The 24,435-nt window shown below is 49.3% G+C and carries 25 protein-coding genes; 3 read left to right on the top strand and 22 right to left on the bottom strand.

Annotated features, from left to right (window positions below):
- Nucleotides 1–33 precede the first annotated feature (33 nt).
- The 3 genes from xerD to ald form a co-directional block, all read right to left on the bottom strand.
- Nucleotides 34–924 carry a site-specific tyrosine recombinase XerD gene (xerD, locus tag BM200_RS22740; protein ID WP_091188945.1) on the bottom strand — a complete coding sequence of 297 codons (891 nt, stop codon included), beginning with the start codon at nt 922–924 and terminating at the stop codon, nt 34–36.
- Between the two features lie 141 nt (nt 925–1,065).
- Nucleotides 1,066–1,299 (bottom strand): YqzK family protein, encoded by a 234-nt coding sequence (locus BM200_RS22735; protein ID WP_091188944.1) that lies wholly within the window; start codon nt 1,297–1,299, stop codon nt 1,066–1,068.
- A 100-nt stretch (nt 1,300–1,399) separates the two neighbouring features.
- Nucleotides 1,400–2,542: an alanine dehydrogenase gene (gene ald / locus BM200_RS22730; RefSeq protein ID WP_091188943.1), complete on the bottom strand. Its 1,143-nt coding sequence runs from the start codon at nt 2,540–2,542 to the stop codon at nt 1,400–1,402.
- Between the two features lie 228 nt (nt 2,543–2,770).
- Here ald and BM200_RS22725 point away from each other — a divergent pair, with 228 nt between their 5' ends.
- Nucleotides 2,771–3,910, top strand: a complete 1,140-nt coding sequence (locus BM200_RS22725; RefSeq protein ID WP_175532974.1) for a S8 family peptidase — start codon at nt 2,771–2,773, stop codon at nt 3,908–3,910.
- A 67-nt stretch (nt 3,911–3,977) separates the two neighbouring features.
- On the opposite strand, the gene fur is transcribed toward BM200_RS22725, so the two are convergent.
- From fur to BM200_RS22710, 3 genes are all read right to left on the bottom strand, one after another.
- Nucleotides 3,978–4,436, bottom strand: coding sequence for a ferric iron uptake transcriptional regulator (gene fur, locus BM200_RS22720; protein WP_015843928.1), 459 nt, complete (start codon nt 4,434–4,436; stop codon nt 3,978–3,980).
- Nucleotides 4,437–4,528: 92 nt separating this feature from the next.
- Nucleotides 4,529–5,173, bottom strand: coding sequence for a stage II sporulation protein M (spoIIM, locus tag BM200_RS22715; RefSeq protein ID WP_091188941.1), 645 nt, complete (start codon nt 5,171–5,173; stop codon nt 4,529–4,531).
- 85 nt (nt 5,174–5,258) lie between these two features.
- Nucleotides 5,259–5,816: an NUDIX domain-containing protein gene (locus BM200_RS22710; protein ID WP_091188940.1), complete on the bottom strand. Its 558-nt coding sequence runs from the start codon at nt 5,814–5,816 to the stop codon at nt 5,259–5,261.
- A gap of 98 nt (nt 5,817–5,914) precedes the next feature.
- Here BM200_RS22710 and mciZ point away from each other — a divergent pair, with 98 nt between their 5' ends.
- Complete coding sequence (gene mciZ / locus BM200_RS29780; protein WP_139230826.1) at nt 5,915–6,049, top strand: Z-ring formation inhibitor MciZ; 135 nt, start codon at nt 5,915–5,917, stop codon at nt 6,047–6,049.
- Between the two features lie 55 nt (nt 6,050–6,104).
- On the opposite strand, the gene BM200_RS22705 is transcribed toward mciZ, so the two are convergent.
- The 6 genes from BM200_RS22705 to lpdA all read right to left on the bottom strand — a co-directional run bounded on the left by BM200_RS22705 (nt 6,105) and on the right by lpdA (nt 12,997).
- Nucleotides 6,105–7,232 (bottom strand): M20/M25/M40 family metallo-hydrolase, encoded by a 1,128-nt coding sequence (locus BM200_RS22705; protein ID WP_091188939.1) that lies wholly within the window; start codon nt 7,230–7,232, stop codon nt 6,105–6,107.
- Between the two features lie 168 nt (nt 7,233–7,400).
- Nucleotides 7,401–8,108 carry a lipoyl(octanoyl) transferase LipB gene (lipB, locus tag BM200_RS22700; protein ID WP_175532973.1) on the bottom strand — a complete coding sequence of 236 codons (708 nt, stop codon included), beginning with the start codon at nt 8,106–8,108 and terminating at the stop codon, nt 7,401–7,403.
- Between the two features lie 18 nt (nt 8,109–8,126).
- Entirely contained in the window at nt 8,127–9,440 is a 1,314-nt protein-coding gene (locus tag BM200_RS22695) for a dihydrolipoamide acetyltransferase family protein (RefSeq protein WP_091188938.1), read from the bottom strand.
- Between the two features lie 37 nt (nt 9,441–9,477).
- On the bottom strand, nt 9,478–10,461 hold the full coding sequence (locus BM200_RS22690; protein WP_091188937.1) for an alpha-ketoacid dehydrogenase subunit beta: 984 nt from the start codon (nt 10,459–10,461) through the stop codon (nt 9,478–9,480).
- A 1-nt stretch (nt 10,462) separates the two neighbouring features.
- A complete protein-coding gene (locus BM200_RS22685) occupies nt 10,463–11,476 on the bottom strand; it encodes a thiamine pyrophosphate-dependent dehydrogenase E1 component subunit alpha (protein WP_091188936.1) in 1,014 nt (337 codons plus the stop codon).
- Between the two features lie 93 nt (nt 11,477–11,569).
- On the bottom strand, nt 11,570–12,997 hold the full coding sequence (gene lpdA / locus BM200_RS22680) for a dihydrolipoyl dehydrogenase (RefSeq protein ID WP_091188935.1): 1,428 nt from the start codon (nt 12,995–12,997) through the stop codon (nt 11,570–11,572).
- Nucleotides 12,998–13,151: 154 nt separating this feature from the next.
- On the opposite strand from lpdA, the gene BM200_RS22675 reads away from it, so the two are divergent.
- Nucleotides 13,152–13,445, top strand: a complete 294-nt coding sequence (locus BM200_RS22675; RefSeq protein ID WP_091188934.1) for a DUF2627 domain-containing protein — start codon at nt 13,152–13,154, stop codon at nt 13,443–13,445.
- Between the two features lie 114 nt (nt 13,446–13,559).
- On the opposite strand, the gene spo0A is transcribed toward BM200_RS22675, so the two are convergent.
- From spo0A to xseA, 10 genes are all read right to left on the bottom strand, one after another.
- The gene (gene spo0A, locus BM200_RS22670) at nt 13,560–14,375 is read right to left on the bottom strand and encodes a sporulation transcription factor Spo0A (protein WP_091188933.1); all 816 of its coding nucleotides are present in this window, start codon (nt 14,373–14,375) and stop codon (nt 13,560–13,562) included.
- Between the two features lie 261 nt (nt 14,376–14,636).
- Nucleotides 14,637–15,962, bottom strand: coding sequence for a SpoIVB peptidase (gene spoIVB, locus BM200_RS22665; protein ID WP_175533004.1), 1,326 nt, complete (start codon nt 15,960–15,962; stop codon nt 14,637–14,639).
- A 123-nt stretch (nt 15,963–16,085) separates the two neighbouring features.
- A complete protein-coding gene (gene recN / locus BM200_RS22660; protein ID WP_091188931.1) occupies nt 16,086–17,795 on the bottom strand; it encodes a DNA repair protein RecN in 1,710 nt (569 codons plus the stop codon).
- 23 nt (nt 17,796–17,818) lie between these two features.
- Nucleotides 17,819–18,271, bottom strand: coding sequence for a transcriptional regulator AhrC/ArgR (gene ahrC / locus BM200_RS22655; RefSeq protein ID WP_091188930.1), 453 nt, complete (start codon nt 18,269–18,271; stop codon nt 17,819–17,821).
- Between the two features lie 20 nt (nt 18,272–18,291).
- A complete protein-coding gene (locus BM200_RS22650) occupies nt 18,292–18,750 on the bottom strand; it encodes a hypothetical protein (protein ID WP_091188929.1) in 459 nt (152 codons plus the stop codon).
- A gap of 284 nt (nt 18,751–19,034) precedes the next feature.
- Nucleotides 19,035–19,871 (bottom strand): TlyA family RNA methyltransferase, encoded by an 837-nt coding sequence (locus BM200_RS22645; protein ID WP_091188928.1) that lies wholly within the window; start codon nt 19,869–19,871, stop codon nt 19,035–19,037.
- Between the two features lie 12 nt (nt 19,872–19,883).
- Complete coding sequence (gene dxs, locus BM200_RS22640) at nt 19,884–21,779, bottom strand: 1-deoxy-D-xylulose-5-phosphate synthase (RefSeq protein ID WP_091188927.1); 1,896 nt, start codon at nt 21,777–21,779, stop codon at nt 19,884–19,886.
- A gap of 129 nt (nt 21,780–21,908) precedes the next feature.
- On the bottom strand, nt 21,909–22,817 hold the full coding sequence (locus tag BM200_RS22635) for a polyprenyl synthetase family protein (protein WP_091188926.1): 909 nt from the start codon (nt 22,815–22,817) through the stop codon (nt 21,909–21,911).
- Between the two features lie 2 nt (nt 22,818–22,819).
- Nucleotides 22,820–23,080, bottom strand: coding sequence for an exodeoxyribonuclease VII small subunit (gene xseB / locus BM200_RS22630; RefSeq protein WP_091188925.1), 261 nt, complete (start codon nt 23,078–23,080; stop codon nt 22,820–22,822).
- A complete protein-coding gene (xseA, locus tag BM200_RS22625) occupies nt 23,055–24,428 on the bottom strand; it encodes an exodeoxyribonuclease VII large subunit (RefSeq protein ID WP_091188924.1) in 1,374 nt (457 codons plus the stop codon). Before xseA ends, xseB begins: the two co-directional genes overlap by 26 nt.
- Between the last annotated feature and the right edge of the window lie 7 nt (nt 24,429–24,435).

Below are 24,435 nucleotides of genomic sequence, written 5' to 3'. Positions count from 1 at the left end.
TACCTCCTAATACAATACAACCATAACGATTCATCAAGCCCGGGGATGAGAATTCGTGTAAACATCCTTCATTCTTGCCTTGGACAAACGGGTGTAACGCTGTGTAGTCGAAATATCCGCATGACCAAGCAGCTCCTGGACAGAACGGAGGTCGGCTCCGTTCTCCAGCAAATGAGCAGCAAAGGAATGGCGAAGGGTATGAGGCGTGATCTCCTCTGCGATCCCTGCTTCCTTGGCGTACTTTTTCACCATTTTCCAAAAGCCTTGACGGGTCATGCGGGTACCAAGCTGATTAAGGAAAAGGGCAGGCTCGTCCTCCGATTGCCTTAGCAGCTCCCTTCTGCCGTTCTGCAAATAATCAGTCAGCGCGGCTGCAGCCATTCGTCCAAACGGAATAATCCGCTCCTTCATGCCGCTGCCCACGCAACGAATAATGTTCAATTGCGAATTCACGCTGTCGACATTAAGCGAAATAAGCTCGGATACCCTTATCCCGGTTGCATACAGCAGCTCCAGCATCGCTTTGTCCCGCTTCCCGGCAGCCGTAACCGGCTGTGGCGTTTCAAGCAGCTGGCCCGCATTCTCCACCGACAGGACACGGGGTTCTTTCTTTTCCAGCTTGGGCGACTCTATGTAGATGGCGGGATTAAGCTGAATATAACCGTTTACCGCCAAATAATGAAAAAAGGCGCGAATTGACGCAATATGCCGGGACACCGTTGTGGTCTTGCGCCCACTCTCTTTCAGACGCAGTAAATAATGCGACAAATGGTGACGCTGCACGTCCTCCACTTTCGCAACCGATTGCTGTTCCAGATAGTCGAGCAAGCCCTGCAAGTCACGGCCGTAAGATTCCAGCGTACTGCTCGATAAGGCACGCTCATTCATTAAATATTGTATAAAGGATTGTACTTGAGCTTTCATGCCGGTTCCTTTCGTTAAAGAAAGATGAGATCAAGGCCATAGGACCATGGCCCTTGTCTGTGGCAAGTTATCCTGCTACACAACTATTCCACAACCAGCCAAGCAAATCCTGCTTTCGCCCTTTTTTTCATATTGGATTCATCATTCCCCATACCAGTAAAACCAACGAAGGCGGTCTGTCAGACTGCCTTTCTCTGCATCCGCGGGGCTTGCCTGAAACACTTTCAGTGCCTCGCCTTTTGGCGTCTTATAGGGGTGGACGGGAGCTATGACGTCAACCAGCCAACGGTAGCTGCCCGTCGCAATCAGTAACAATAAGGTGAATATAACAACAAACAAGATGCGGCTTAACCATTTGCGCAGCGAAAGGACCATACAGACTTCCCCCTTCATTATCTTTACGGTTGTCCATCCGTAACAATCTATGAAGGGAACAAGGAGGTTATGCCAAGGCTGGCACCTATGACTGATTCAATCAAGACTCCAGCTTCTCAAAAGCAATGCTGTCCAGCCAGCGCGAGATAGGCGTATAAGGCAGTCCTGAAGCTGCAGCAACCGGCTCATACGTGACGGTACCGCGATGAGTATTTACGCCTTTCTGCAAAGGGATACTGCCTTTGATCGCTTCCCAGCCGCGGCTTGCAAGATCCAGAGCATAAGGCATGGTCACATTCGTCAAGGCAAAGGTCGACGTACGCGGAACAGCCCCCGGAATATTCGCTACCGCATAATGGATTACGCCATGCTTTACATAGATTGGATCTTTATGCGTTGTTGGCCGGTCTACCGTTGCAATGGAACCGCCCTGATCAACGGCCACATCCACAATAACGGAGCCCTTTTTCATGGACTGCACCATCACTTCGGTAACCAGATGAGGGGCTTTAGCCCCCGGAATCAAGACCGCGCCAACGAGCAGATCCGCTTTGCCGACCGCTTCCGCTATATTATACGGACTCGACATAACCGTACGGATCCGCCCGCCAAAGACATCATCAAGATATCTCATGCGGTCCGTGCTTTTTTCCAGAATCACAACGTTAGCGCCCATGCCAAGTGCAATTTTGGCTGCATTCGTTCCTACGATACCACCACCGATAATGACGACCTCCGCCGGCGGAACGCCGGGAACACCACCAAGCAGTACGCCACGGCCGCCATGGAAAGCTTCAAGAAACTGCGAGCCTACCTGTACGGCCATCCGCCCTGCAACCTCGCTCATAGGCGTTAATAACGGCAGACTGCCATTTGCGAGCTGTATGGTTTCATAAGCAATTCCCGTAACACCGCTGTCCATCAATGCCCGTGTAAGCTCCGGGGCTGCCGCCAAATGCAAATACGTAAACAGGATTAACCCTTGACGGAAATAGGAGAACTCTTCCTTTAGCGGCTCCTTGACCTTCATAATCATATCCGCTTCGCCCCATATTTCCGCAGCAGTCAAGCGAACCTCTGCGCCTTCCCGTACATAATCCCGATCTTCAAATCCGCTTCCTTCGCCGGCTTTCGTCTCCACAATCACCTTATGGCCTGCCGCCTTCAGCATGGTTACGCCTGCCGGGGTTAGAGCAACACGATATTCGCTCGCCTTAATTTCTTTCGGAACGCCGATAATCATTAGCTTCCCCCTCCTAGGTTGTGGCGCACTATCTACTATGTTGTATGAAACTTGAGGGACAAATGTTAGCCCATAAGCGTACCTTTTCCTGCCCGATCAAAAAATATGTGCCGATATTCCGTACAGGTGACCAAACCAACCCGGAGGGGTCCCCATACACTGAACAAGCGCATTTCTTTTCATTGGCAATTGCCCGGGCTTTATATAGAACGAATAGGAGAAATGTATATGCCAAAGCTGGAAAAGCTGCTGTTCACAAGCTCCAAGAGGCTCCCATCCAAACACACCACTCGTAAACTTATTACCTTTAAAACGGGTCGCTCGTATAAAAAATGTCTCAGGAAGCTCCGTGTAAAAGGAATCAAGCCTTATAAACGGATGCCCTTGCTCCGGACAATCGGCTGCCACTTCGACAAACGCCGGTCATTGAAAACCATCGCGAGACACCCGGAGGTAAAACGGATTGAAAGCGACGTCCGTATTCGCGTTCATCTGTACCGGAAGCATCAGCAGGCGGCAAACCGCAAGAAGGTCCATGCTCTGGCGACATGCCCTCCTGAACTGACATGGAACATCTGCCGCGTCAAAGCCAATGATGCCTGGCCGCGGACTACCGGAGGCAAAATTAAAGTAGCTATCATTGATACGGGAATCGCGGAGCATCCTAATCTGCAGATTGCCGGAGGAGTCAATACGATGCGGGGCGGGAGCTACGCAGACGATAACGGTCACGGCACCCATGTCGCCGGTATTACCGCAGCGAAAGGACTCGACGGGATTAAAGGGGTAGCTCCGGATGTCGAGCTTTATGCGGTAAAAGCTTTGGACAGCAGGGGCGGCGGTTATGTTTCCAGTATTATTTCGGGGGTAGACTGGTGTATCCGCAATAAAATGGACGTCATCAATATGAGCTTTGGCCTCGTTGGATCCTCAGTCAGCCGTGCCTTGCGCGAGGTGATTACAAAAGCCTACAATCAGGGTATCGTTATTATTGCCTCTGCAGGCAATTCCGGAACGGAAGATAACGGCATGATTGACGCTCCAGCATCTTTTTCAGAAACAATGGCCATTGCTGCCACGGATATGGCAAACAAGGTAACAGGCTTCAGCAGTCGCGGCACTGGCATTGATCTGGCCGCACCAGGCGAGCAAATCAAGTCTACTTGGCTTAACGGAGCCTATATGACGCTGTCTGGCACCAGTATGGCTGCCCCGCATGCAACAGGCGGAGTTGCGTTGCTCCTGTCAAGACAGCCGGGTCTCAGCCCCGCAAAAGTCGCAGAGCAGCTGCGAAGCTGGGCACTCCCACTTCCGTCCGAGACAGAGGATGAACAAGGAGCAGGTCTCTTGCAGCTCGATCGTGCATAGAAACGGCAATAGACCACAAAACGCCAAAACGGCTTTGCCGTCCAGTTACGCTGGGCAGCAAAGCCGTTTATTCATTTGATTTGTCGTTATTCGCGTTGCAGCGATGACATACACCTTGGAAGTCGAGACGGTGGTCGATAACCGTGAAGCCATATTCCTGCTCCAGCCGTTCTTCCAGAGGAAGAAGCCAGTCTTCCTTAATCTCGTCCATAGCGCCGCACTGTACGCAGATCAGATGATGATGATGGTGTTTGCTGCTATCCGTACGAAGGTCATAGCGGGCAACGCCGTCACCAAAATTAAGTTTTTCAACCACATGCATTTCGCTCAGCAATTCGAGCGTACGATATACAGTAGCGAGGCCGATTTCCGGAGCCTTGTCCTTTACGAGCATGAACACATCTTCCGCGCTTAAGTGATCTTCTTCATTCTCAAGTAATACACGAACGGTTGCTTCACGCTGCGGGGTTAATTTGTAGCCCTGCGACTGCAACTGTTGTTTGATCTTCTCAATCCGGGCTTCCATGATTTCCCCCCTACCACATGTCTGCGCCAACATCAGGAAACGTTTGCTTTCATTATAGGGGTTAACCATTCCTAAAGTCAAACATTTTGCCGTCAGACGCCTGTTCCGGCGCCCGCTAGATAAGGAGCTGCCCACTGCATGAAGTAGGGCGATAGGTACGCCTCAAGCAAAGCCGCTCCTGCCAGAAACAGCAGCATAAGAAGAGCGGTCGAAGTAAAAGAGGCGATTTGCGGGGCTAAAGCTCCTTTTTGCTGCAGCAGCCGGTTCTTGATGACAAATGTCGAGAAAGTAATCGCTGCAACACTTGTAATCATGATGGCAGGCACGATGATTAGATTCGGCGGAGCAACAGAAGCTAGCGAGAACAGCAAGCCCTTCCAAGCATGCTGGGAGATCAATGATCCGACTGCAAAACCGACCAACGCGCCCTTCAGAAAATCCAGCGCAAGCACAAAAGGCACCCCTACTACCGATATACCGAGAAACCATAACAAAAACAGCCATTTGCCATGGAAAAAGAAGCTGTCCCAAAACGACTGTGCCGCATCAGGCGCCATGCCTGCATTAACCAGTCGGATATATTGATTGACGTCCGTTGCCAGATCCTGCTGCTGCTCCAATGTCAAAGCGTTAACCATCAGCCCGCCGAATATAGCTCCTACAACAAATAATACGGCCACAAATACGTATAAAGTCAGCTGGTTTTTCACCGCGTCTTGAAAAGCTGGCGAACGCATGGCACACTCCCCCCTTGTCCCGATGATAAAGTGTATGATCCCTTTGTTCATCGTATGACGTTTGAGAGAGCGGTCTGGACAAGTTTTAGATTGTACCTGTCAACTGATAAAGCTTCCACGCATACACGGCCAGAATTGTCTTGGCATCGCTAATACGACCTTCTGCAATATAGGACTCCGCCTGTTCCAGGGTAATAGCTTCGACCTGCAAATACTCATCCTCGTCCGTTTGCTGCGTGCCGATTGTGACGTTCTCCGCGAAATACAGATACAGCTTCTCATCGGCAAAGCCCGGAGAGGTGAAAAAGGCGCTGACCAGCTTCAGATCGTCCGCCCGGTACCCTGTCTCTTCTTCCAGCTCACGTCCCGCAGCTACAAGAGGATCTTCGCCAGCATCCAGCTTTCCGGCAGGGATTTCAATCTGAAATTTCTCCAGCGGCTTGCGGAATTGTTCGACAACAAGCAGCTTGCCATCCAGGAGCGCCATTACGGCAGCAGCACCCGGATGCTTCACAATCTCGCGTGTCGCTGTGCGGCCATCAGGCATGGCAACGGTATCCACCTGGAGCGTAATCATTTTCCCCTCGAAAATTGGTTCTGTACTAATCGTTTCTTCACGCCACAGCTCGTTGTTCTGACTCATCCCATTCTCCCCTGTCCTGAAATATCGTTACCCGGAATAACTTGTCTACTCCTTACATATCCATTGTTTATAAGGACAAACAAAGGAGCGTGTTAAAGATGAAACAATATTTAACGCATAATGAGCTTAGACTCGTTGGTAAAGCATGGGAGGTCCAAAGCCAGCTCCGCAAGCTGTCCGGCATGAACATCCCGCTCCAAAAGCTGCTCTCCCCGCATAAATCATCGAAATAAACGGCTTATCCGGCTTTTCTAATAGCAATGGACAAGCCGTTTCGTTTCCCAACGCTTAAGCTTTTGCGGCTTGTTTAATAATCTCGATGACGAACTCCGTAATCTTCACAAGGTCGGCAACTTTGATCTGTTCCTTGGTCGTATGAATATGTTCGTAACCAACGGCAAGATTGACGGTTGGCACGCCTAAACCGTTGAAAATATTAGCGTCGCTGCCGCCGCCCGAATGAAAGGTACGCGGTGTCAGCCCGATTGCCGTTGCTGCCGCTTTGGCCAGCTGGACAACCGGTGAATCATCTTGATGGACATAAGCCGGATAAATTAATTGGCTCTCGAATTCAGCTCTAGCACCAAATTCCTCTGCCGCACTCTCCAGCGCCTCGCGCATCGCCTCAACCTGACGGTCCAGCTTCTCCTGCACAATGCTACGCGCCTCCGCCACCAGCTTCACGAAATCACATACCACATTGGTTGCGCCGCCGCCTTCAAAACTTCCGATATTAGCCGTTGTTTCCTTATCAATACGCCCTAACGGCATACGGGAAATCGCTTTGGATGCCACCTGAATCGCACTGATCCCATCCTCCGGATTAACACCCGCATGAGCAGATTTGCCGTGCAGCTTCATAATGATTTTTGCCTGGGTTGGAGCGGCAACGGCCATATCCCCGATAGAACCATTGGAATCTATTGCATAACCGAAGGAAGCCTTCAGTTTGGATGCGTCCATGTTTCTTGCGCCTAACAGTCCGGATTCTTCACCAACTGTAATAACGAACTGGATAGGTCCATGCGGTATGCTGTTTTCTTTCAGTACACGGATCGCTTCCAGCATCGCAGCAAGTCCTGCTTTATCATCGCTGCCCAGTATCGTAGTACCGTCGCTTCTTATGTAACCGTCACTGTCGATTTGAGGTTTAATCCCATTGCCCGGGGCTACCGTATCCATATGGGAGGTGAAAAGAATGGTAGGCGCGCCGGCTTCCCCCGTACCTTCCAGGAAAGCAAACAGGTTGTTTGCGCCATGCCCTGTTTTCGCCTGCGCATCATCCTCCTCAATGGATAAGCCCAGCTCTGTAAATTTCGCTTTCAGCACTTCGCTGATTTCCTGTTCATGCCTCGTCTCACTGTCTACCTTTACGAGTTCAATAAACTCTCTTACAATACGTTCCTGATTCACCATAGCTATTTCCTCCACTCTCTGTTTTCGATTACAATAGACGGGAAGCCGTTTTTTCTAAAATCATAGAAAGGAGTTTTACTTTTGAAGATGCAAAAGCTTATCCGTCTGGTCGCTATTCTTGTTGTTGCTGCCCTTGTTGTTACGACGCTTGTTGCTTCACTCAGCTCTCTACTCTAGCAGAGAGGGGGTCTCGAACCCGAATACATGGCAGAAATGCGGCAGCAGCTGCCGCGCTGCCTCCTCAACGGTTAATTTCCGGCCAGTCAGGTCATTAAAGGAAGTTACTCCATACTCCTGAATGCCGCATGGAATAATACCGCTAAAGCCTTGGTCGCCGATTCCTTCCTCAATGTTCAAGGCAAAACCGTGGCTTGTTACAAAACCGCCGCGATCACGGGCACGATTGAACTTCACGCCGATTGCGGCGATTTTCTCATTGCCGACCCATACCCCTGTATATTCCGGCTTTCTTCCCGCTTCTATACCATATTCGGCCAGCCAATTGATTATAGCCTGCTCCACTGTTCGCAAATAAGCGTGCAGATCCAGTCCTTCCATGGGGAGGAACAGCATCGGATAACCAACTAATTGTCCAGGCCCATGATAAGTAATATCTCCCCCGCGATCGATTTCAAAGACCGATATCCCGCGCTCTTTCAGTTCGTCCTCGCTAAGCAGCAGATGTTCATGATGACGGTCTGTTCCTAACGTATATGTTGGCGGATGCTGAAGAAGGAGAAGCGTCTCCTGACGCTCCTCCTGGCTGATTTGCCGCACGATCGATTTCTGCATATCCCAAGCTTCCGCATAACCGATCATCGGTATATATCGGGCTTCCAAATGCCGCTCCACGTGTTCAACTGCCGTGTCAGTCATATTGGATTACCCCATTTCTTAATACAATTTCGTGTCTTGATTAAAGCTTTCCAAGTTGTCTTTCACGCGCTGCAGGAAACGGCCGCAGATGACGCCGTCCAGCACACGATGATCAAGCGACAAGCACATGTTCGCCATCGAACGGATTGCGATCATATCGTTGATCACGACAGGACGTTTTACAATCGATTCGAACGTCAGAATAGCCGCTTGCGGATAGTTAATAATCGGGTTTGTAATGATTGAACCAAAGGAGCCCGTATTGTTGACTGTAAAGGTACCGCCCTGCATATCGCTCAATGTCAGCTTGCCTTCGCGTCCGCGGCGAGCCAGATCATCGATCTCCCGTGCCAGACCGGCAATCGTTTTATGGTCAGCATTCTTGATCACCGGTGTAGCAACGGATTCCTCTGTGCCAACCGCAAGAGAGATATTAATATCCCGCTTCACGATAATTTTATCGACACCCCACATGGAATTCATGATCGGGAAGTCTTTGAGCGCATTCACAACTGCCTTCAGCACAAAGGCCAGATACGTCAGATTTATTCCTTCACGCTTCATGAATTCATCCTTCACTTTGTTGCGGAGCTGAACGAGATTCGTGACATCCACTTCGATCATCATCCAGCCATGAGGGATTTCATTGACGCTAAGCATCGTATTGCGGGCAATCGCACTGCGGATGGGAGATACGTCGATAAAATCTTCTCCGCGTCCTGCATTTGATGCGCTTTGGTTAGAAACAGTAGGTGTCCGAGGCGACTCTGTAAGATGCAGGCCCGAGGAGCGCACTTCCGATACCGTTGTGCTTGGCGGAGGCGTTACCGGCCTAGCCGCTGCCGTTGCAGACGCTTGTCCCGCTCCGGAAGCAACATAAGCAAGAATGTCCTTACGTGTGATCCTTCCGCCCAGCCCCGTTCCCGGTACGTCGGCTAGACGAACGCCATGCTCGGCTGCAAGCTGCTGAACCGCCGGTGAGAAGCGATTGCGCATCGACTTGTCTCCGTCATCCGTAGAGTCCGTATTTACGTTCGTACTCACGCTTTTCGCAATATCCGGAGCTTGTGCAGCTTCCGAAGAAGCCACTTCTGTCTCTACGCGGCATACGGGAGTTCCAACCGGTACGGTCTCGCCGTTACCTACGAGAATCTCAACCAAAGTGCCAGCGATAGTCGACGGCAGCTCCGCACTTACTTTGTCCGTGATCAGCTCACAGATCGGTTCATACATCTCAATACGGTCACCCGGCTGCTTAAGCCATTTATCAATAGTCGCCGAGACCAGTGATTCCGCCAACTGAGGAATGACGATTTCCTTCACCGATTTCATTAATTATCCATCTCCCTACCCGACACGTACTTGCCGCTTAGTATAGCGCCAAATTGCGCATTGCTTCTTTTACTTTATCTTTATTAAGCATGAAGAACTTCTCACCCGGCGGATTGATCGGCATAGCCGGAACATCCGGACCGCAAAGCCTTTGGATTGGAGCATCCAGCTCATATAACAGTTCTTCCGCAATAATTGCCGATACTTCAGCGCCAACGCCGCCGGTTTTGTTATCTTCATGGATAATCAATACTTTGCCTGTTTTGCGGACGGCTGCCAGAATCGCTTCCTTATCCAGGGGCTGCAGCGTTCTAAGATCAAGAATATGAGTGCTGATGCCTTCCTGCTCAAGCTCTGCTGCAGCCTGCTCAACAAACATAAGAGGCATGCTGTAGCCGATAACCGTAATATCATCGCCCTCGCGAAGAACGTTTGCTTTGCCGATCTCAACGACATAATCGCCTTCTGGCACATCACCGTTAATCAGCTTATAACACTTTTTGTTTTCAAAATAAAGAACCGGATCCGGGTCGCGAACTGCCGCTTTGAGCAATCCCTTCGCATCATAAGCCGTATATGGAGCAACAATCTTAAGGCCCGGCGTTCCGAAGAACACGGATTCCGGACACTGGGAGTGATATAAGCCGCCAAAAATACCGCCGCCGATTGGCGCTCGAATAACAACCGGACAGCTCCAGTCATTATTGGAGCGATAACGGATTTTAGCCGCCTCGCTGATGATCTGGTTGGTGGCCGGGAACATGAAGTCCGAATATTGCATCTCGGCAATCGGCTTCATGCCGTACATGGCTGCTCCAATCGCAACACCTGCGATTGCGGATTCAGCAAGAGGAGTATCAAGGGCGCGCATTTCGCCAAATTGATCAAGCAGACCTTTAGTCGTTGTGAATACGCCGCCCTTTAACCCGACGTCTTCGCCAAGCACAAACACGTCATCGTCGCGCTCCATCTCTTCTTTCATTGCCAAACGAATTGCATCGATATAATCCATTACTGCCATCTTAGTGTCCCTCCTCCGCATAAACATGCAACAAGACGGACTCTGGCGCAGGGAACGGAGCATTATCGCCGTATTCCGTTGCTTCATCCACCATTTTGCGGATACGCGCTTGAAGCTCAGCCTCGAGCTCTTCATTCCAGAGGCCGCATTCTTCGAGATACTTTTTATATTTTGGAATACCGTCCTTCGCCTTGTTCTCTTCCACTTCTTCCTTCGTGCGGTAAGCAAGATCATTATCAGAAGTAGAGTGCGGCGAAATCCGGTACATCATCGCTTCAATAAGTGTTGGTCCTTCGCCTGCAACAGCACGCTCACGGGCTTCCTTCACAACACGGTACATTTCGAGTGCATCGTTGCCGTCAACCTGATACCCCGGGAATCCATAACCAAGGGCGCGGTCTGCCACACGTCCGCCAAGCTGCTTGCGCACAGGCACCGAAATGGCATATTGGTTGTTCTCGCACATCAAAATGACCGGAAGCTTATGAACTCCGGCGAAGTTGCAGCCTTCATGGAAATCGCCTTGGTTACTCGAACCTTCTCCGAAGGTTACGAAGCTGACGATTGGTTTATTTTTCATTTTCGCTGCCAAAGCAATACCTACGGCATGCGGGACCTGGGTCGTTACCGGGCTCGAGCCCGTTACAATCCGGAGACGCTTGCTGCCAAAGTGGCCCGGCATCTGACGGCCGCCGCTGTTAGGATCCTCTGCTTTCGCAAAGACAGACAGCATCAATTCCTTTACCGTCATGCCAACGGCAAGTACGAATCCATAATCACGATAATAAGGCAGGAAATAATCATTTTCCCGGTCTAAGGCGAAGGCAGCCGCAACCTGTGCAACTTCCTGGCCGATGCCGGATACGTGGAAATTAATTTTGCCCGCTCTTTGCAGCAGCATATTGCGCTCGTCGAATTTGCGTGCGAGCATCATCGTTGCATACATTTCAAGAGCCTGCTCATTGCTTAAGCCTAATTCATTATGACGAAAGGTTTGTTCGGTTGATTGACTCATGAGGTTGTGCCTCCTTTAACCTGATTTTAAAACCAGGTACTAAGACTTGATATTACCTATTATAACCGCATTCCGATGAAAAAGAAAATCCTTCTAGAAAGCGAGTGATTTGCCGTCGATCGCAAGCATGGCTTCACCAAGCGCCTCGGATAAGGTGGGATGCGGATGAATAAGCTGGCCTACTTCCCAAGGTGTTGCATTCAAAAATCCGGCAAGCGAAGCTTCCGAGATCAGATCTGTCGCATGAGGTCCAATCATATGAACACCAAGAATATCGTTGGTTTTCCGGTCGGCAATGACCTTCACAAAACCGTCTGCTTCGCCAAGCACAAGTGCTTTGCCAATCGCAGCGAACGGAATTTTTCCGGTCTTAATATCATGCCCTTTCATCCGTGCACTATCTTCTGTCATGCCGTAAGAAGCTACTTCCGGTCTGGAGTAGATGCAGCGCGGGATAAGATTCGGATCAACCGCTGCTTTCTTATGGCCTGCAATATGCTCGGCTGCTGCCACCCCTTCATGGGCTGCCGCATGTGCGAGCTGCACGCCTCCGATCACATCTCCAATTGCGTAAATGTGCGGCTCTGTCGTTTGGCCAAAATCGTTAACGTAGACGAAACCATTTTTCGTCTGAATATCCGTATTCTCCAGACCAATGTTTTCGATATTAGCCTGACGGCCAACGGACAACAGCACTTTGCTTGCTGTCAGCAGGATATTGCCTTCCGAGGTTTCCGCTGTTATCGATACTTCATCTGCATTAATGGACAACTCTTCGGTTTTGAGCTGGATATTCGTTAATACGCGAACGCCACGGCGGCGAAGGAGTCTGGTCAACTCCGCCGATACTTCTGCATCTTCTCCCGGCAGGAGTCTCGCGCCAACCTCAGCCAAAGTCACTTGCACGCCGAAATCCTGCAGCATGGATGCCCACTCCACCCCAATTACCCCACCGCCGACAATAAGCATCGACTCCGGAAGCTGCTCCAGCTGAAGAGCATCGTCGCTGGACAAGATATGCACGCCATCGGGTTTTAGACCCGGCAGATGACGAGGGCGGGAGCCTGTTGCGATAATCAGGTTCGTGGATACGACCGACTCCATCTCGCCATCGGCCAATTCTACGGCTAAAGAGCCGCTGCGCGGAGAAAAGATGGACGGGCCAATAATACGGCCTTTACCATTTATAATTTGAATATCGTATTTTTTCATCAAGCCTTTCAGGCCGCGATGCAATTGTTCAACGGTCTTTTCCTTACGTTCCTGAACTTTATTGAAGTCCAGCGACATCGCACCTTCTGTTACGGAGATTCCGTATTTATCCGCTTCAAGCAAAGTCGAATAAACTTCTGCGCTTCGAAGCAGTGACTTACTTGGTATACAACCTCTATGTAAGCAAGTGCCGCCTAGCTTATCCAGCTCGACGATCGCTACGCTTTTGCCCAGCTGAGCAGCTCTAATCGCTGCTGTATATCCGCCTGAGCCACCGCCAAGCACAGCTACATCCACTTGGATTGTCATTATGTATTCCCTCCAAATCATTAATTCCACTCGTCCTATTGTACCTTTTTTCAAATCGATTTACATCGTTAAATTTCCGAAATAGACACTGCAAGCAGAAAAAGGTATCATAAGAAAGAATGTCTATATCGGATACAAGGAGAACATTATACATATGAAATTAGTTGCTGCCCGTCTTATTGCCGTACTGCTGCTCGTTATTCCCGGCATAGCCGCCTGTATCGGTTTTCTTAAAATGAAAAATGCCTTATTTAATTACTTCTCCGATTTCGGAAATGATGCCATCAACCCGGATTTTGCGTGGCTCAGCTTTTTATTCGGCCTTGTACTGTTTGCTATTGGCGTTGGTTTTATCGGCGGCTGGATATTCTTCCGTGACCGCAAGCGTAATTATGTCGCTCCAAGATTCCGGCCGAAACGCCCAAGACCGCCTAAACCGCAAGCTTAAATGACATAGAACACCCCGCTGCGACTCCAGGAGTACTGCGGGGTGTTTTTTTGCCTGGAAAAGAAAAACCGCCTTCATATTGGAGAAAACCAATAATAATAGCGGTTTTAATCTTTAGCTTACTTTGTGTTCGATTCGGAGCTTATCAGCTACCATGGCGATAAACTCGGAGTTTGTCGGCTTGGATTTGCTGATGTTGATCGTGTAGCCGAACAAGTGGCTGATGCTGTCAATGTTGCCTCGTGTCCATGCCACTTCAATAGCGTGGCGGATGGCACGTTCAACGCGGGATGGCGTTGTTTTGAACTTCTCTGCAATTGCCGGATACAGCGTTTTCGTAATGGCGCCAAGAATTTCGATGTTGTTGTACACCATCGTGATGGCTTCACGCAAATACTGATACCCTTTAATATGGGCTGGAACACCAATTTCATGAATAATGCTTGTAATGTTTGCGTCGAGATTTTTTCCTTTAGCAAGCGGGACGACGTTTGATTTGACCGTCGTTGTTGCGGCAGAACTAAACGTTGCCGAAGAAGCAAATGTAGTATTGTTCACCAATTGGCGAATCCGGTTAGCAAGTATTTCCATATCGAACGGTTTCAAAATATAATAGGAAGCGCCAAGCTGTACGGCTTTTTGGGTGATGTTCTCTTGACCAAATGCTGTCAGCATAATGATCTTAGGCATTGGATTGATGTTCAGCTCTTTAATACGCTCCAATACGCCAAGTCCATCCAAATGCGGCATTATAATATCAAGGATAAGAACATCAGGTATTTTTCTGCCTTCTTCGAAATAAGACAATACCTCTTCACCGTTATAAGCCACTCCGCTTACGCTCATATCATTTTGTTCCGATATGTATTCGGATAATAAATTGGTGAATTCTCGATTGTCATCTGCCAGCAATACTTCGATCTTGTGCAAGGTCTGGTCCTCCCTTAATTGGTATTCACTCGCGATTACCTTCCCTAGTTGTCTTGTGATAAAGTTTTCGACATGCCGCTTTAAATTCCTTCTGTCGAAAAATTTTTTCCTTTGATTTTTTATTCTTTTTCGTTATAATAAATAATTTGTTACAATTTATGATGCTGTTCGTAATTTTTCGACAAATCCATCCAATTCTAGACGCTGTAATAAAATAACCGCTGACGGGTTATATTTGCCCGAACAGCGGTTTTGTATTTCTTATGCAGCTGCACCTTGTGTGGATTGCTCTCTCGTCAAGATGCCAGCATCTTGCAGCATCCACTCAATAAAGCAGCCATAACCGGAAGCAGGATCGTTAACAAATACATGCGTTACCGCTCCAACAAGTTTCCCGTTCTGAATAATCGGTGAGCCCGACATTCCTTGAACGATACCTCCTGTTTTATCCAGAAGACGTTTATCGGTTATTTTGATGACCATGCCTTTTGTGGCTGGAGCAGGCTGTTTCGTCACGTGAGCGATCTCGATATCAAACCGTTCGACCTTCTGCCCGTTAACAACAGTCAAAATTTGAGCCGGGCCTTCCTTAACCTCTTCGGCAAATGTTACAGGAATTGATTTGTCACTATAACTGTGATTCGGATTTTCGTTCATTTTACCAAAAATACCGAATGATGTGTTTCGCTCAATATTGCCTAAGATTTTGCCTTCTTTTACGAAATGGGCCCGTTTCTCTCCCGGCTCTCCCGTTTGGCTTTTGTTAATGGACGTCACGCTGGACTGTAAAATCTGTCCATCACCAACTTCAATTGGTGTTTGAGTGTCCATATCCGTTATCACATGGCCAAGAGCACCGTAGACGCCTTGATCTGGAGCATAGAACGTCAGCGTACCGACACCTGCCGCAGAATCGCGTATATAGAGACCAAGCTTCCAGTTACGCTCTTCTGCATCGCGGATCGGATACAGCTTTGTTTCCCCAATGGTACCGTTCCTTTTATAAGTGATTGCGAGTGGACGATGCTCCTTGCCTGCTTGTTCCACCAAATCAGCGACCTTGCGTACTTCGTTAATATTGTGCCCATCGATCTTAATAATAAGATCGCCTAACCGGAGACCCGCTTTTTCGCCGGGCGACTCCTTCGTTCCGTTACTGCCACGAACCTGATGATGACCAACAACAAGTATGCCTGCGGATTTAACCTTCACACCAATTGTCTGTCCGCCTGGAATTACCCTCAAATCAGGAACGACATTTACCTTGACGGTCTTAAACGGAATTTTACCAAATAATTTCACTTTCATGCTCGTTTGCCCGCTTTGATGCGGCTGTAACGAAATCGGGTCATTCAAATTAACTGATAATGACTGACGGGTTGAGCCATTAATCTGAAGCATTCGTGGATCCACGGTAACTTCTGCATGTACGGGAACTCCATATTGTAATCGTTTCAGTTGGCCGGAGAATAAACGTAGTTCATTCGGGAATGCGGCAAAATGTTGAAACGGCGCGGAGAGTCCGATCATGCAGACGCAGATAACGAGAACTAGGCCAAACCATTTCTTCCTTGGGCTGGAGTTCAATGATTTCACGCTCCCTGTTATTCCATCGCATGACGAGAAAGGTCGTTTCGCCATTGGCGTACCTTTAAGTTACCCTGCACCAGTTGTTTTATGACCGCAAAAACATTCCCTGAATGCCTTCCATTAGGCTCCCTTCTGTCGATCCGCCAAAACAAGCATTTCTTGTGCATGATGACGGGTCTTTTCCGTTACTTCAACACCGCCCAGCATACGGGCAAGTTCTTCAATACGCGAGTGCTCCCCAAGCTTCGTTACATTTGTTGATGTCCGCTGTTCAATAATATGCTTGCGGATTTCGTAGTGATGATCCGCCATGCAAGCCACCTGCGGCAAATGCGTAATCGAGAAAATCTGGCATTTCGCCGATAGCTGCGACATTTTCTCGGCAATCGCTTGTGCGGCTCTTCCGCTTACACCTGTATCCACTTCATCAAAGATAAGGACAGGTACCTGATCAATCTCAGCAAAAATCGCTTTAAGCGCAAGCATAATACGCGACATTTCGCCGCCGGATGCGATTTTGTTGAGTGGCTTGAGCGGCTCGCCCGGATTCGTCGACAGCATGAAGATCGCTTCATCAATACCGTTGGCGTTTAATGTAGCCATCTCAGCGGCTTCAGCTGCCGCAGGATGATCCAACTGGACGCGGAAGATGGTATTGCCCATCTGAAGCTGCTTGAGCTCAAGCTCGATTGCAGCAGCCAGCCGTTCAGAAGCATGAGCACGAAGCTCAGACAACTCCTGAGCTAATTCATGGGCCTGCAAATACAGACGCAATTCATCTTTACGCAGCTTGTCCAGATATTCGTCACGGTTCTCGATCTTGTCACGCTCATCCGAAATTCGATCCAGATATTGAAGAATATCAGGAATGGATTCGCCATATTTGCGTTTCAGCCCATTAATAAGATCAAGCCTGTCCTCAATCATGGACAATTGCTCGGGGTCAGAATCAATGCTGTCCCGGTAATCGCGGAGCTGGAATACCGCGTCCTCCGCTTGATAAAAGGCCGACTGAAGCTGCTCAAGCATTGGAGTCAGCACAGCAGGATCATAAGTCTGAATATCCGTCAGCTTGGTGATCGCTTTACTAATCGCATCAAGCCCCTTGCCGTTATACAATAACGCATAGGACTCGGACACGCTGTCCATGCGCTTGCCGGCATATTGCAGCTTGCGCTTCTCCTCCATTAAATGCTCGTCTTCGCCGTCCTTCAGATTCGCATTCGTAATTTCTTCAATCTGATACCTGTACAGATCCAGCATCTGAACGTTATGCCGGGTTGTCTCTTCCAGCTCTCGAACGGATGCCCGCGCTTGCTGAAGTTGCTGATACACAGCCCTATAAGCAGTCTTACGCTCAATCAGCAGATCACCTGCGAACAAGTCCAGCCACTCCAGATGCTGCTCCGTACGCAAAAGCGATTGATGCTCATGTTGACCGTGAATATTGACGAGGCATTCCCCTATTTCTCGAAGCATCGTCATCGTAACAAGCTGTCCGTTAACCCGGCTGCTGCTCTTACCATGAGAGGTCAGCTCTCGTCTGATCACAAGCATCTCTTCTCTTGAAGCCTGGACGCCTAATCGTTCCAGTACTGCCCATACCGGATGGATAGACGGCAAATCGAACATCGCCTCCATCTCGGCTTTATCACAGCCATACCTGACCATATCTGCGGAGCCACGTCCCCCGACAATTAAGCTAAGTGCATCAATAATGATGGATTTACCTGCACCTGTCTCACCTGTCAACACATGAAATCCATGATGAAACGAAACGTTTACTTCCTCAATAACCGCTAAATTCCGAATGGATAGCTCTCGCAGCATGGCCAATAACCTCCAACAATTGTTTAGTTCAGAAGTTCGAGCAGCTTCTCCACAAGCTCGCCGCTCTTCTCCTTCGTCCGGCAAATAATAAGGATCGTATCATCACCGCATATCGTTCCCATGACCTCAGGCCATTCCATGTTATCGATCAGAGCACCAATAGCATTCGCTGTTCCCGGCAAACATTTCATAACCACCAGGTTCTCCGTAAAGTCGATGTGGGTGAAGTGATCAATAAGCGCCCGCTTCAGCTTATAGACCGGATTCTGTCGCTGCTGATCCTGAGGCAGCGAATATTTATAACGGCCATCGCCAACGGGTATCTTAATGAGCATAAGCTCTTTCATATCTCTGGAAACAGTCGCTTGAGTGACCTGTAGTCCGGCATCTCTTAGGGCGTCCACCAGTTCCTCTTGTGTCTCGATTGTGGTCTTTGTAATTAATTCCTTGATTTTGTACTGTCTGATGCCTTTCATAACGTTCCTCCCCAAACATGCTAGTCGCTTATATGAAAAATAATTCGCCGAATGACCTGCTCCTTCACGTCTACGAATAAAACTCCCGTGCATTCCGGCAGGAGCAGAGAATAGACAAGAAGACGGTCTCTAACGCCGCTGCCTGTCCAATCCATCGGCATTCGTTCGCGGGCAGTTTTTACAATATACATTTTGCCATCTTGCTCGGCAATATAATCAATGTACAATCGGCTGTTTAATGTTTGTCCGTCCAATTCAATTCCGACCGGAACTCTGTGCTTACCGGAAACAACCTCGTATCCTGAACGTTCCAGGAACAGGATATTCTCATCATCCTCGGCGAGCTCGCCGCCTTTGCCCAATGTCAAACGATTAACACTCACAGGCTGATGAAGCCAGCGGTAAAGCCCCCGGTACGCCCAGAATAGCAAAAATGCACCAGCGACCAGCATGATAAACCAGTCACCGAACATTCCCATATACAGCCCTCCATTTCATAAGAACCTATACTTAAGTGGTTCGAGATGAAGGGAGCATTTTCCTCTCTGAACAAATGGACGAACGCATGTTTGGTTGCTTACAGTTTAGCAAATCGAACACATGTTTGTAAAGAGGCAAGTGTAAAAGGGCTGCGCGGTCTTTAAATTTGAAAACAAAAGGGAACGCCAGCCGCCGGATTCGCGGTCGTAGCATTCCCTTCATCATGTATCGCGCCAGCACTGTAGATAGCGCCAGGTGCAGGTGCGATACAAGGCTGCAATGGTTAGTGTTTTTTGTTAACCGTAAACGTCTCGCCAGCCTGACGGACCACATCTGAAATGCCTTGTTCGTCAGGGACGAGGTCGTTGGGTTCGTTCTCCCATGTCCAGTAAGCGAGAAACTCAATATTGCCTTCTCCGCCTGTAATAGGCGAGAACGTCAGGTTTTGCAATTTGTAGCCAAGTCCGGCAGCAGCCCCAAGAACGGTCTGAAGCACTTCCTCATGAACTTTTGGTTCACGCACGACGCCTGATTTGCCAACCTTCTCCCGCCCTGCCTCGAATTGCGGCTTGATAAGTGCTACAATTCCGGAGCCAACACTCAGCAATCCGCTGAGAGCCGGCAAAATAAGCTTGAGCGATATAAAGGATACATCAATCGAGGCAAAAGTAGGCGGCGGTCCGTTCAAATCAGCCGGCTGTGTATAACGGAAATTAGTACGTTCCATTACATGTACACGATCATCTTGCCTGAGCGACCAGTCAAGCTGGTTATACCCTACATCTATGGCATATACAAACGAGGCCCCATGCTGCAAGGCGCAATCGGTAAATCCGCCTGTTGAAGCGCCGATATCAAGCATAACTCTTCCGGTCAAATCGATATCAAAGGAACGGATAGCCTTCTCCAGCTTAAGTCCGCCGCGGCTGACATAAGGATGGACAGCACCTTTGACCTTAATCTCAGCTTCACGCGGAATCTTCATGCCGCCTTTGTCAACTGGCTCGTTATTCACCAGCACCAGGCCGGCCATAACAGCTGCCTTCGCCTTTTCCCTGCTCTCATAGAACCCGCGTTCCACAAGTAAAACATCTATTCTTTCCTTAGGTGTTGTTGTCATGGTTCTCCTTTGTTACTGTCCGGTTGCGCGCTTCTGGCGGCTTGGCAGCATGTTCTTCATTTCCATTGCTGCTCTTTCTCCCGTTAAGCCGACTTCCACGCGCTGCTCCTTAATGGAACCATGCTCCACGAAAATGTCCGGAACTCCCATAATACGTACCGGCATGCCGTAAATTCCGCGCAAGGAGTAAAATTCCATCACTGCACTGCCGAAACCGCCAAGCTCCGAGCTTTCTTCAATGACAAGAATATGCTTCCCTTCCGAAGCAAAGGACAGAAGCATCTCTTCATCAAGGGGCTTAATGAATCTGGCATTGACGATCTGGACGTTAAGACCATCTCTCTTCAGAAGCTCTGCAGCTTCTTCTGCGACCTGAATCATTGGTCCCATGGCCAGAATAACGGCGGAATCGCCTTCGCGCAGCGTCTCCCATTTGCCGATTGGCAGCGGCAGCAGCTCTTCATCCATTTTCACACCAAGTCCGCTCATTCGCGGATAACGGACCGCAATCGGACCATCATTATAATCAATAGCCGTCTTCATCATGCGGCGTAGCTCATTCTCATCCTTCGGCATCATAATCGCAAGATTCGGGATATGACGAAGGAAAGCAATATCATAGACGCCTTGGTGAGTCTCGCCGTCCGGTCCAACAAAACCGGCACGGTCAATGGCAAATACCACATTAGCGTTCTGACGGCAAATATCATGCACAACCTGATCGTAAGCACGCTGCAGGAATGTTGAATATACCGCATAAACCGGCTTCATACCTTCCATTGCAAGAGCCGCTGACATGGTCGCGGCATGCTGCTCGGCAATGCCAACGTCGATCATTCTGTTCGGATACCGTTCAGCGAACTTAAGCAAGCCTGATCCGCCAGGCATCGCCGGCGTCACGGCAACGATTCGCGCATCCTTTTCGGCTAACTCAATGAGCGTATTTCCGAATACATCCGTATACATTGGCGGACCAACGGCTTTAACGACTTGACCCGACTCAATCTTGTACGGCGTGATGCCGTGCCACTTGAAGGAATCAGCTTCCGCAGGCGAATAACCTTTCCCTTTTACCGTAATGACATGAACAAGAACCGGTCCGGGAATTGAATCTGCCTGTTTAAACAAATCAATCATCTGTTCCATATCGTGACCGTCAACCGGGCCAAGATAAGTGAAGCCAAACTGCTCAAACAAAATTCCGCTCACGAGCAAATATTTCAAGCTGTCCTTGAAGCGTTCTGCTGTCTTCGCCAGCTTGCCGCCGATTGCCGGTATTTTGTTAAGCAAATGATGCAGTTCGTCCTTCGCCTTCTGGTAATGGCGGTCGGTACGGATTTTGCTCAAGTAATGATGCATGGCACCAACGTTAGGTGCGATCGACATCTCATTGTCATTCAGTACGACAATCAGGTTCTTCTTCTCATCCCCGATATGGTTAAGTGCTTCCAGCGCCATCCCGCCTGTCAGGGCACCGTCGCCGATAATCGCAACTACACGATTGTCTTCCCCTTTCAAATCACGGGCCAGCGCCATACCCATTGCCCCGGAGAGAGAAGTACTGCTATGGCCGGCTTCCCAAACATCATGCTCGCTTTCTGAGCGTTTGACAAAACCGCATAGCCCTTTATATTCACGTAATGTATCAAACCGGTCTTTACGTCCGGTCAGAATTTTATGAACATACGATTGATGACCTACGTCAAATAAAAACTTATCCTTTGGACTGTCAAACAGATAATGGAGGACGAGAGTCAGCTCCACAACCCCCAGGTTAGGTGCGAGATGACCACCTGTAACGGAAAGCTTCTCAATGAGAAACTGGCGAATCTCCTCGGATAACTTCTCCAGCTCTTCCAGTGATAAATCTTTCAGATCTTGAGGTCCGTTAATTTGATCAAGCAGCACGTTACTTCCTCGCTTTCTGGAATACGACTTCAACACAAACGTCCCATTCCACAATAAACGTCAAAATATTTCAATCATTATAGCATAAACGCTGAAAATTTCCCAATGTACCCATTTACACAATCCTAATTAATAGTCTCGTTGCACGAGGTAATCGGCAATTAGCAGCAATTTATCCGGCGCGGCCAGCTGTGCTTCCAGAATAGCAGCCTTCGCCTCACGAGTTAACCGTTTGACTTGTGCTTTGCTTTCCTCGATCCCGAGCAGATAAGGATAGGTCACCTTCTGCTGCTCCACATCGCTGTTCGTTTTCTTGCCAAGCTTCTTCTCGTCGCCAATCAGGTCAAGTATGTCGTCTTGAATCTGGAAGGCAAGACCGATATTGCGTCCATAGTGGCGCAGGGCATCCAGCTGCTCCGCCGTCGCACCTCCAATACGGCCCCCGGCTGTTACCGAGAAAACAATCAAATCACTCGTTTTATGAAGATGAATATATTCGAGTTCCTCAATCGAGGTTGTACCTTGTTCACCTTGCATGTCTGCCGCCTGACCGCCAACCATGCCTCTTGCTCCTGAGAGCATGGCAAGATCCTCAACGATATCAAGTGCTACCTCGGCATTTACCCCGCCAAGCCGCGCCGCTTTCGGAATCAAATAAAAAGCATGTGTAAGCAAGGCATCGCCCGCAAGAATAGCCATTGCTTCCCCGAACACTTTATGATTCGTCAGCTTCCCTCGGCGGTAATCGTCATTATCCATGGCTGGCAGGTCGTCATGAATTAACGAGTAGGTATGGATATATTCAATTGCGCATGCAACAGGAAGCGCATGGCTCGCAGCAGCTGCAGACCCGTGAATGGCTTCAGCGGCAGCAAGCACGAGTGCCGGACGTAACCGTTTCCCTCCGGCCTGCAGGGAGTACAGCATTGATTCTCTGAGCTGCTGCGGTATATTCCAGTCAGCGGGCAGCGCTTCGGGAAGTGATTTCTCGATAAGCGCAGCACATTCATGCAAGTAGGACTTGATATCTGTAATCAACGTTATTCCCCTTTTTCCTCGTTCATTGGAGCGAATGCCTTCTTCTGAAAACCTTGCTCTGTTTCAATCAGCAGTTCAATCTTGCGTTCAACCTGCTCCAGCTTGCCTCCGCACAGCTGAGACAGCTTCATGCCTTCCTGGAACAGATCAATCGCCGTTTCAAGCGGGACATCTCCGTTTTCAAGCCGTTCGACGATTTTCTCCAGCTGTTCCATTGCCTCTTCAAAACTTAATTCACTATTCGCTGCTGCTTTCAACGCCATCTTCTCCTTTCATAGACCAGACATGACAGTCAAGCTGTCCGTCGGCTACCTTCACCCTTACAAGATCACCCGGCTGAACATCTGCGATGGATTTTATCAGTCGCTTTTCCTGTTCGTCGTAGACCAGGCTGTAGCCTCTGGCCATTACTTTGAGAGGACTAAGCGCATCCAGCTGCCTGATTGCACTATGGAGCTGTAGCCGCCGTTCCTTGAGAGAGGATACCATCGCCTGCTCAAGCCGCTTAACATCCCCTTGCAGCCGCTTGGCTGCAAAAGCTGCCTGCTCTCCCGGATGATGACCGGTTAATTGACTTTGAAGTCTTTCGAGCTTTGCTTTTCCGCGTTCCGTTAAACGTGAGGTTCGGTTCTGCAAACGCTCCTGCAGCCGATCCAGCCGCTGTGCCTGATCCAGCAAGTATTTGCGCGGATGCACGAAAAACGGTGAACGCCGTACTCTCTTGAGCTGTTCTTTTCTGCCTTGCAGCATCATCCGGAGCGATTGCTCTAACCGTTGGCGTTGTCTCGCCAGCTGCTGCTGCAGCTCGGCAATATGCGGTACGGCCAGCTCGGCAGCAGCTGTTGGTGTCGCTGCCCGCAAATCAGCTACAAAATCCGCAATCGTGAAATCCGTCTCATGTCCAACTGCACTAATGACCGGAATTTGCGATGCGGCAATGCTTCTTGCGACAAGCTCTTCGTTAAAAGCCCAAAGCTCTTCCAGAGAACCGCCGCCCCTGCCTACAATTAATACGTCGACTTCGCCAAAACGGTTCATCGATTCAATCGCTTTCACAATGGAAGGTGCTGCTTGCGTCCCTTGGACCAGCACCGGAAATACATATACAGGAATAGAAGGATGCCTTCGTTGCAAGGTTGTAATAATATCCCGAACCGCCGCTCCTGTAGGAGAGGTGATTACGCCTATCGCGCGGGGGAAACGCGGAATGGGCCGTTTGCGCGACTCGGCAAACAACCCTTCCGTCTCCAGCTTTGATTTGAGTTGTTCATAAGCCAGATACAAGCTACCGATTCCGTCCGGCTGCATAGCCGTCACATAGAACTGATAATTGCCGTCACGCTCGTAGACCGACACATTGCCGCGCGCCATTACTTTTGCGCCTTCACGCGGAATAAAAGGCAGCCGCTGATTGTGAGAAGCAAACATAATGCATTTCAGCCGGCTGTCCTTATCCTTAAGCGTAAAGTACATATGGCCGCTGGAATGATGAGTGAAATTTGAAATCTCGCCTCTCAGCCATACATCGCCAAGCAAGACGTCAGACTCGAGCTTCATCCGGATGTAACGGTTAATATCTTTTATCGAATAAATGCGAGGTTGATCTGCCATAAGACAT

This window comes from Paenibacillus catalpae, from assembly GCF_900112695.1.
Lineage (GTDB): Bacteria > Bacillota > Bacilli > Paenibacillales > Paenibacillaceae > Pristimantibacillus > Pristimantibacillus catalpae.
The sequence above is the reverse complement of the archived record's forward strand: the minus strand, read 5'-3'. Positions and strand labels throughout refer to the sequence as shown.

Excerpts from the sequence above, each read along its gene's own strand:
- xerD (WP_091188945.1), bottom strand. The coding sequence starts at position 924 with ATGAAAGCTCAAGTACAATCCTTTATACAATATTTAATGAATGAGCGT.
- BM200_RS22735 (WP_091188944.1), bottom strand. The coding sequence starts at position 1,299 with ATGGTCCTTTCGCTGCGCAAATGGTTAAGCCGCATCTTGTTTGTTGTT.
- ald (WP_091188943.1), bottom strand. The coding sequence starts at position 2,542 with ATGATTATCGGCGTTCCGAAAGAAATTAAGGCGAGCGAATATCGTGTT.
- BM200_RS22725 (WP_175532974.1), top strand. The coding sequence starts at position 2,771 with ATGCCAAAGCTGGAAAAGCTGCTGTTCACAAGCTCCAAGAGGCTCCCA.
- fur (WP_015843928.1), bottom strand. The coding sequence starts at position 4,436 with ATGGAAGCCCGGATTGAGAAGATCAAACAACAGTTGCAGTCGCAGGGC.
- spoIIM (WP_091188941.1), bottom strand. The coding sequence starts at position 5,173 with ATGCGTTCGCCAGCTTTTCAAGACGCGGTGAAAAACCAGCTGACTTTA.
- BM200_RS22710 (WP_091188940.1), bottom strand. The coding sequence starts at position 5,816 with ATGAGTCAGAACAACGAGCTGTGGCGTGAAGAAACGATTAGTACAGAA.
- mciZ (WP_139230826.1), top strand. The coding sequence starts at position 5,915 with ATGAAACAATATTTAACGCATAATGAGCTTAGACTCGTTGGTAAAGCA.
- BM200_RS22705 (WP_091188939.1), bottom strand. The coding sequence starts at position 7,232 with ATGGTGAATCAGGAACGTATTGTAAGAGAGTTTATTGAACTCGTAAAG.
- lipB (WP_175532973.1), bottom strand. The coding sequence starts at position 8,108 with ATGACTGACACGGCAGTTGAACACGTGGAGCGGCATTTGGAAGCCCGA.
- BM200_RS22695 (WP_091188938.1), bottom strand. The coding sequence starts at position 9,440 with ATGAAATCGGTGAAGGAAATCGTCATTCCTCAGTTGGCGGAATCACTG.
- BM200_RS22690 (WP_091188937.1), bottom strand. The coding sequence starts at position 10,461 with ATGGCAGTAATGGATTATATCGATGCAATTCGTTTGGCAATGAAAGAA.
- BM200_RS22685 (WP_091188936.1), bottom strand. The coding sequence starts at position 11,476 with ATGAGTCAATCAACCGAACAAACCTTTCGTCATAATGAATTAGGCTTA.
- lpdA (WP_091188935.1), bottom strand. The coding sequence starts at position 12,997 with ATGACAATCCAAGTGGATGTAGCTGTGCTTGGCGGTGGCTCAGGCGGA.
- BM200_RS22675 (WP_091188934.1), top strand. The coding sequence starts at position 13,152 with ATGAAATTAGTTGCTGCCCGTCTTATTGCCGTACTGCTGCTCGTTATT.
- recN (WP_091188931.1), bottom strand. The coding sequence starts at position 17,795 with ATGCTGCGAGAGCTATCCATTCGGAATTTAGCGGTTATTGAGGAAGTA.
- ahrC (WP_091188930.1), bottom strand. The coding sequence starts at position 18,271 with ATGAAAGGCATCAGACAGTACAAAATCAAGGAATTAATTACAAAGACC.
- BM200_RS22650 (WP_091188929.1), bottom strand. The coding sequence starts at position 18,750 with ATGGGAATGTTCGGTGACTGGTTTATCATGCTGGTCGCTGGTGCATTT.
- BM200_RS22645 (WP_091188928.1), bottom strand. The coding sequence starts at position 19,871 with ATGACAACAACACCTAAGGAAAGAATAGATGTTTTACTTGTGGAACGC.
- xseB (WP_091188925.1), bottom strand. The coding sequence starts at position 23,080 with ATGGCGTTGAAAGCAGCAGCGAATAGTGAATTAAGTTTTGAAGAGGCA.
- xseA (WP_091188924.1), bottom strand. The coding sequence starts at position 24,428 with ATGGCAGATCAACCTCGCATTTATTCGATAAAAGATATTAACCGTTAC.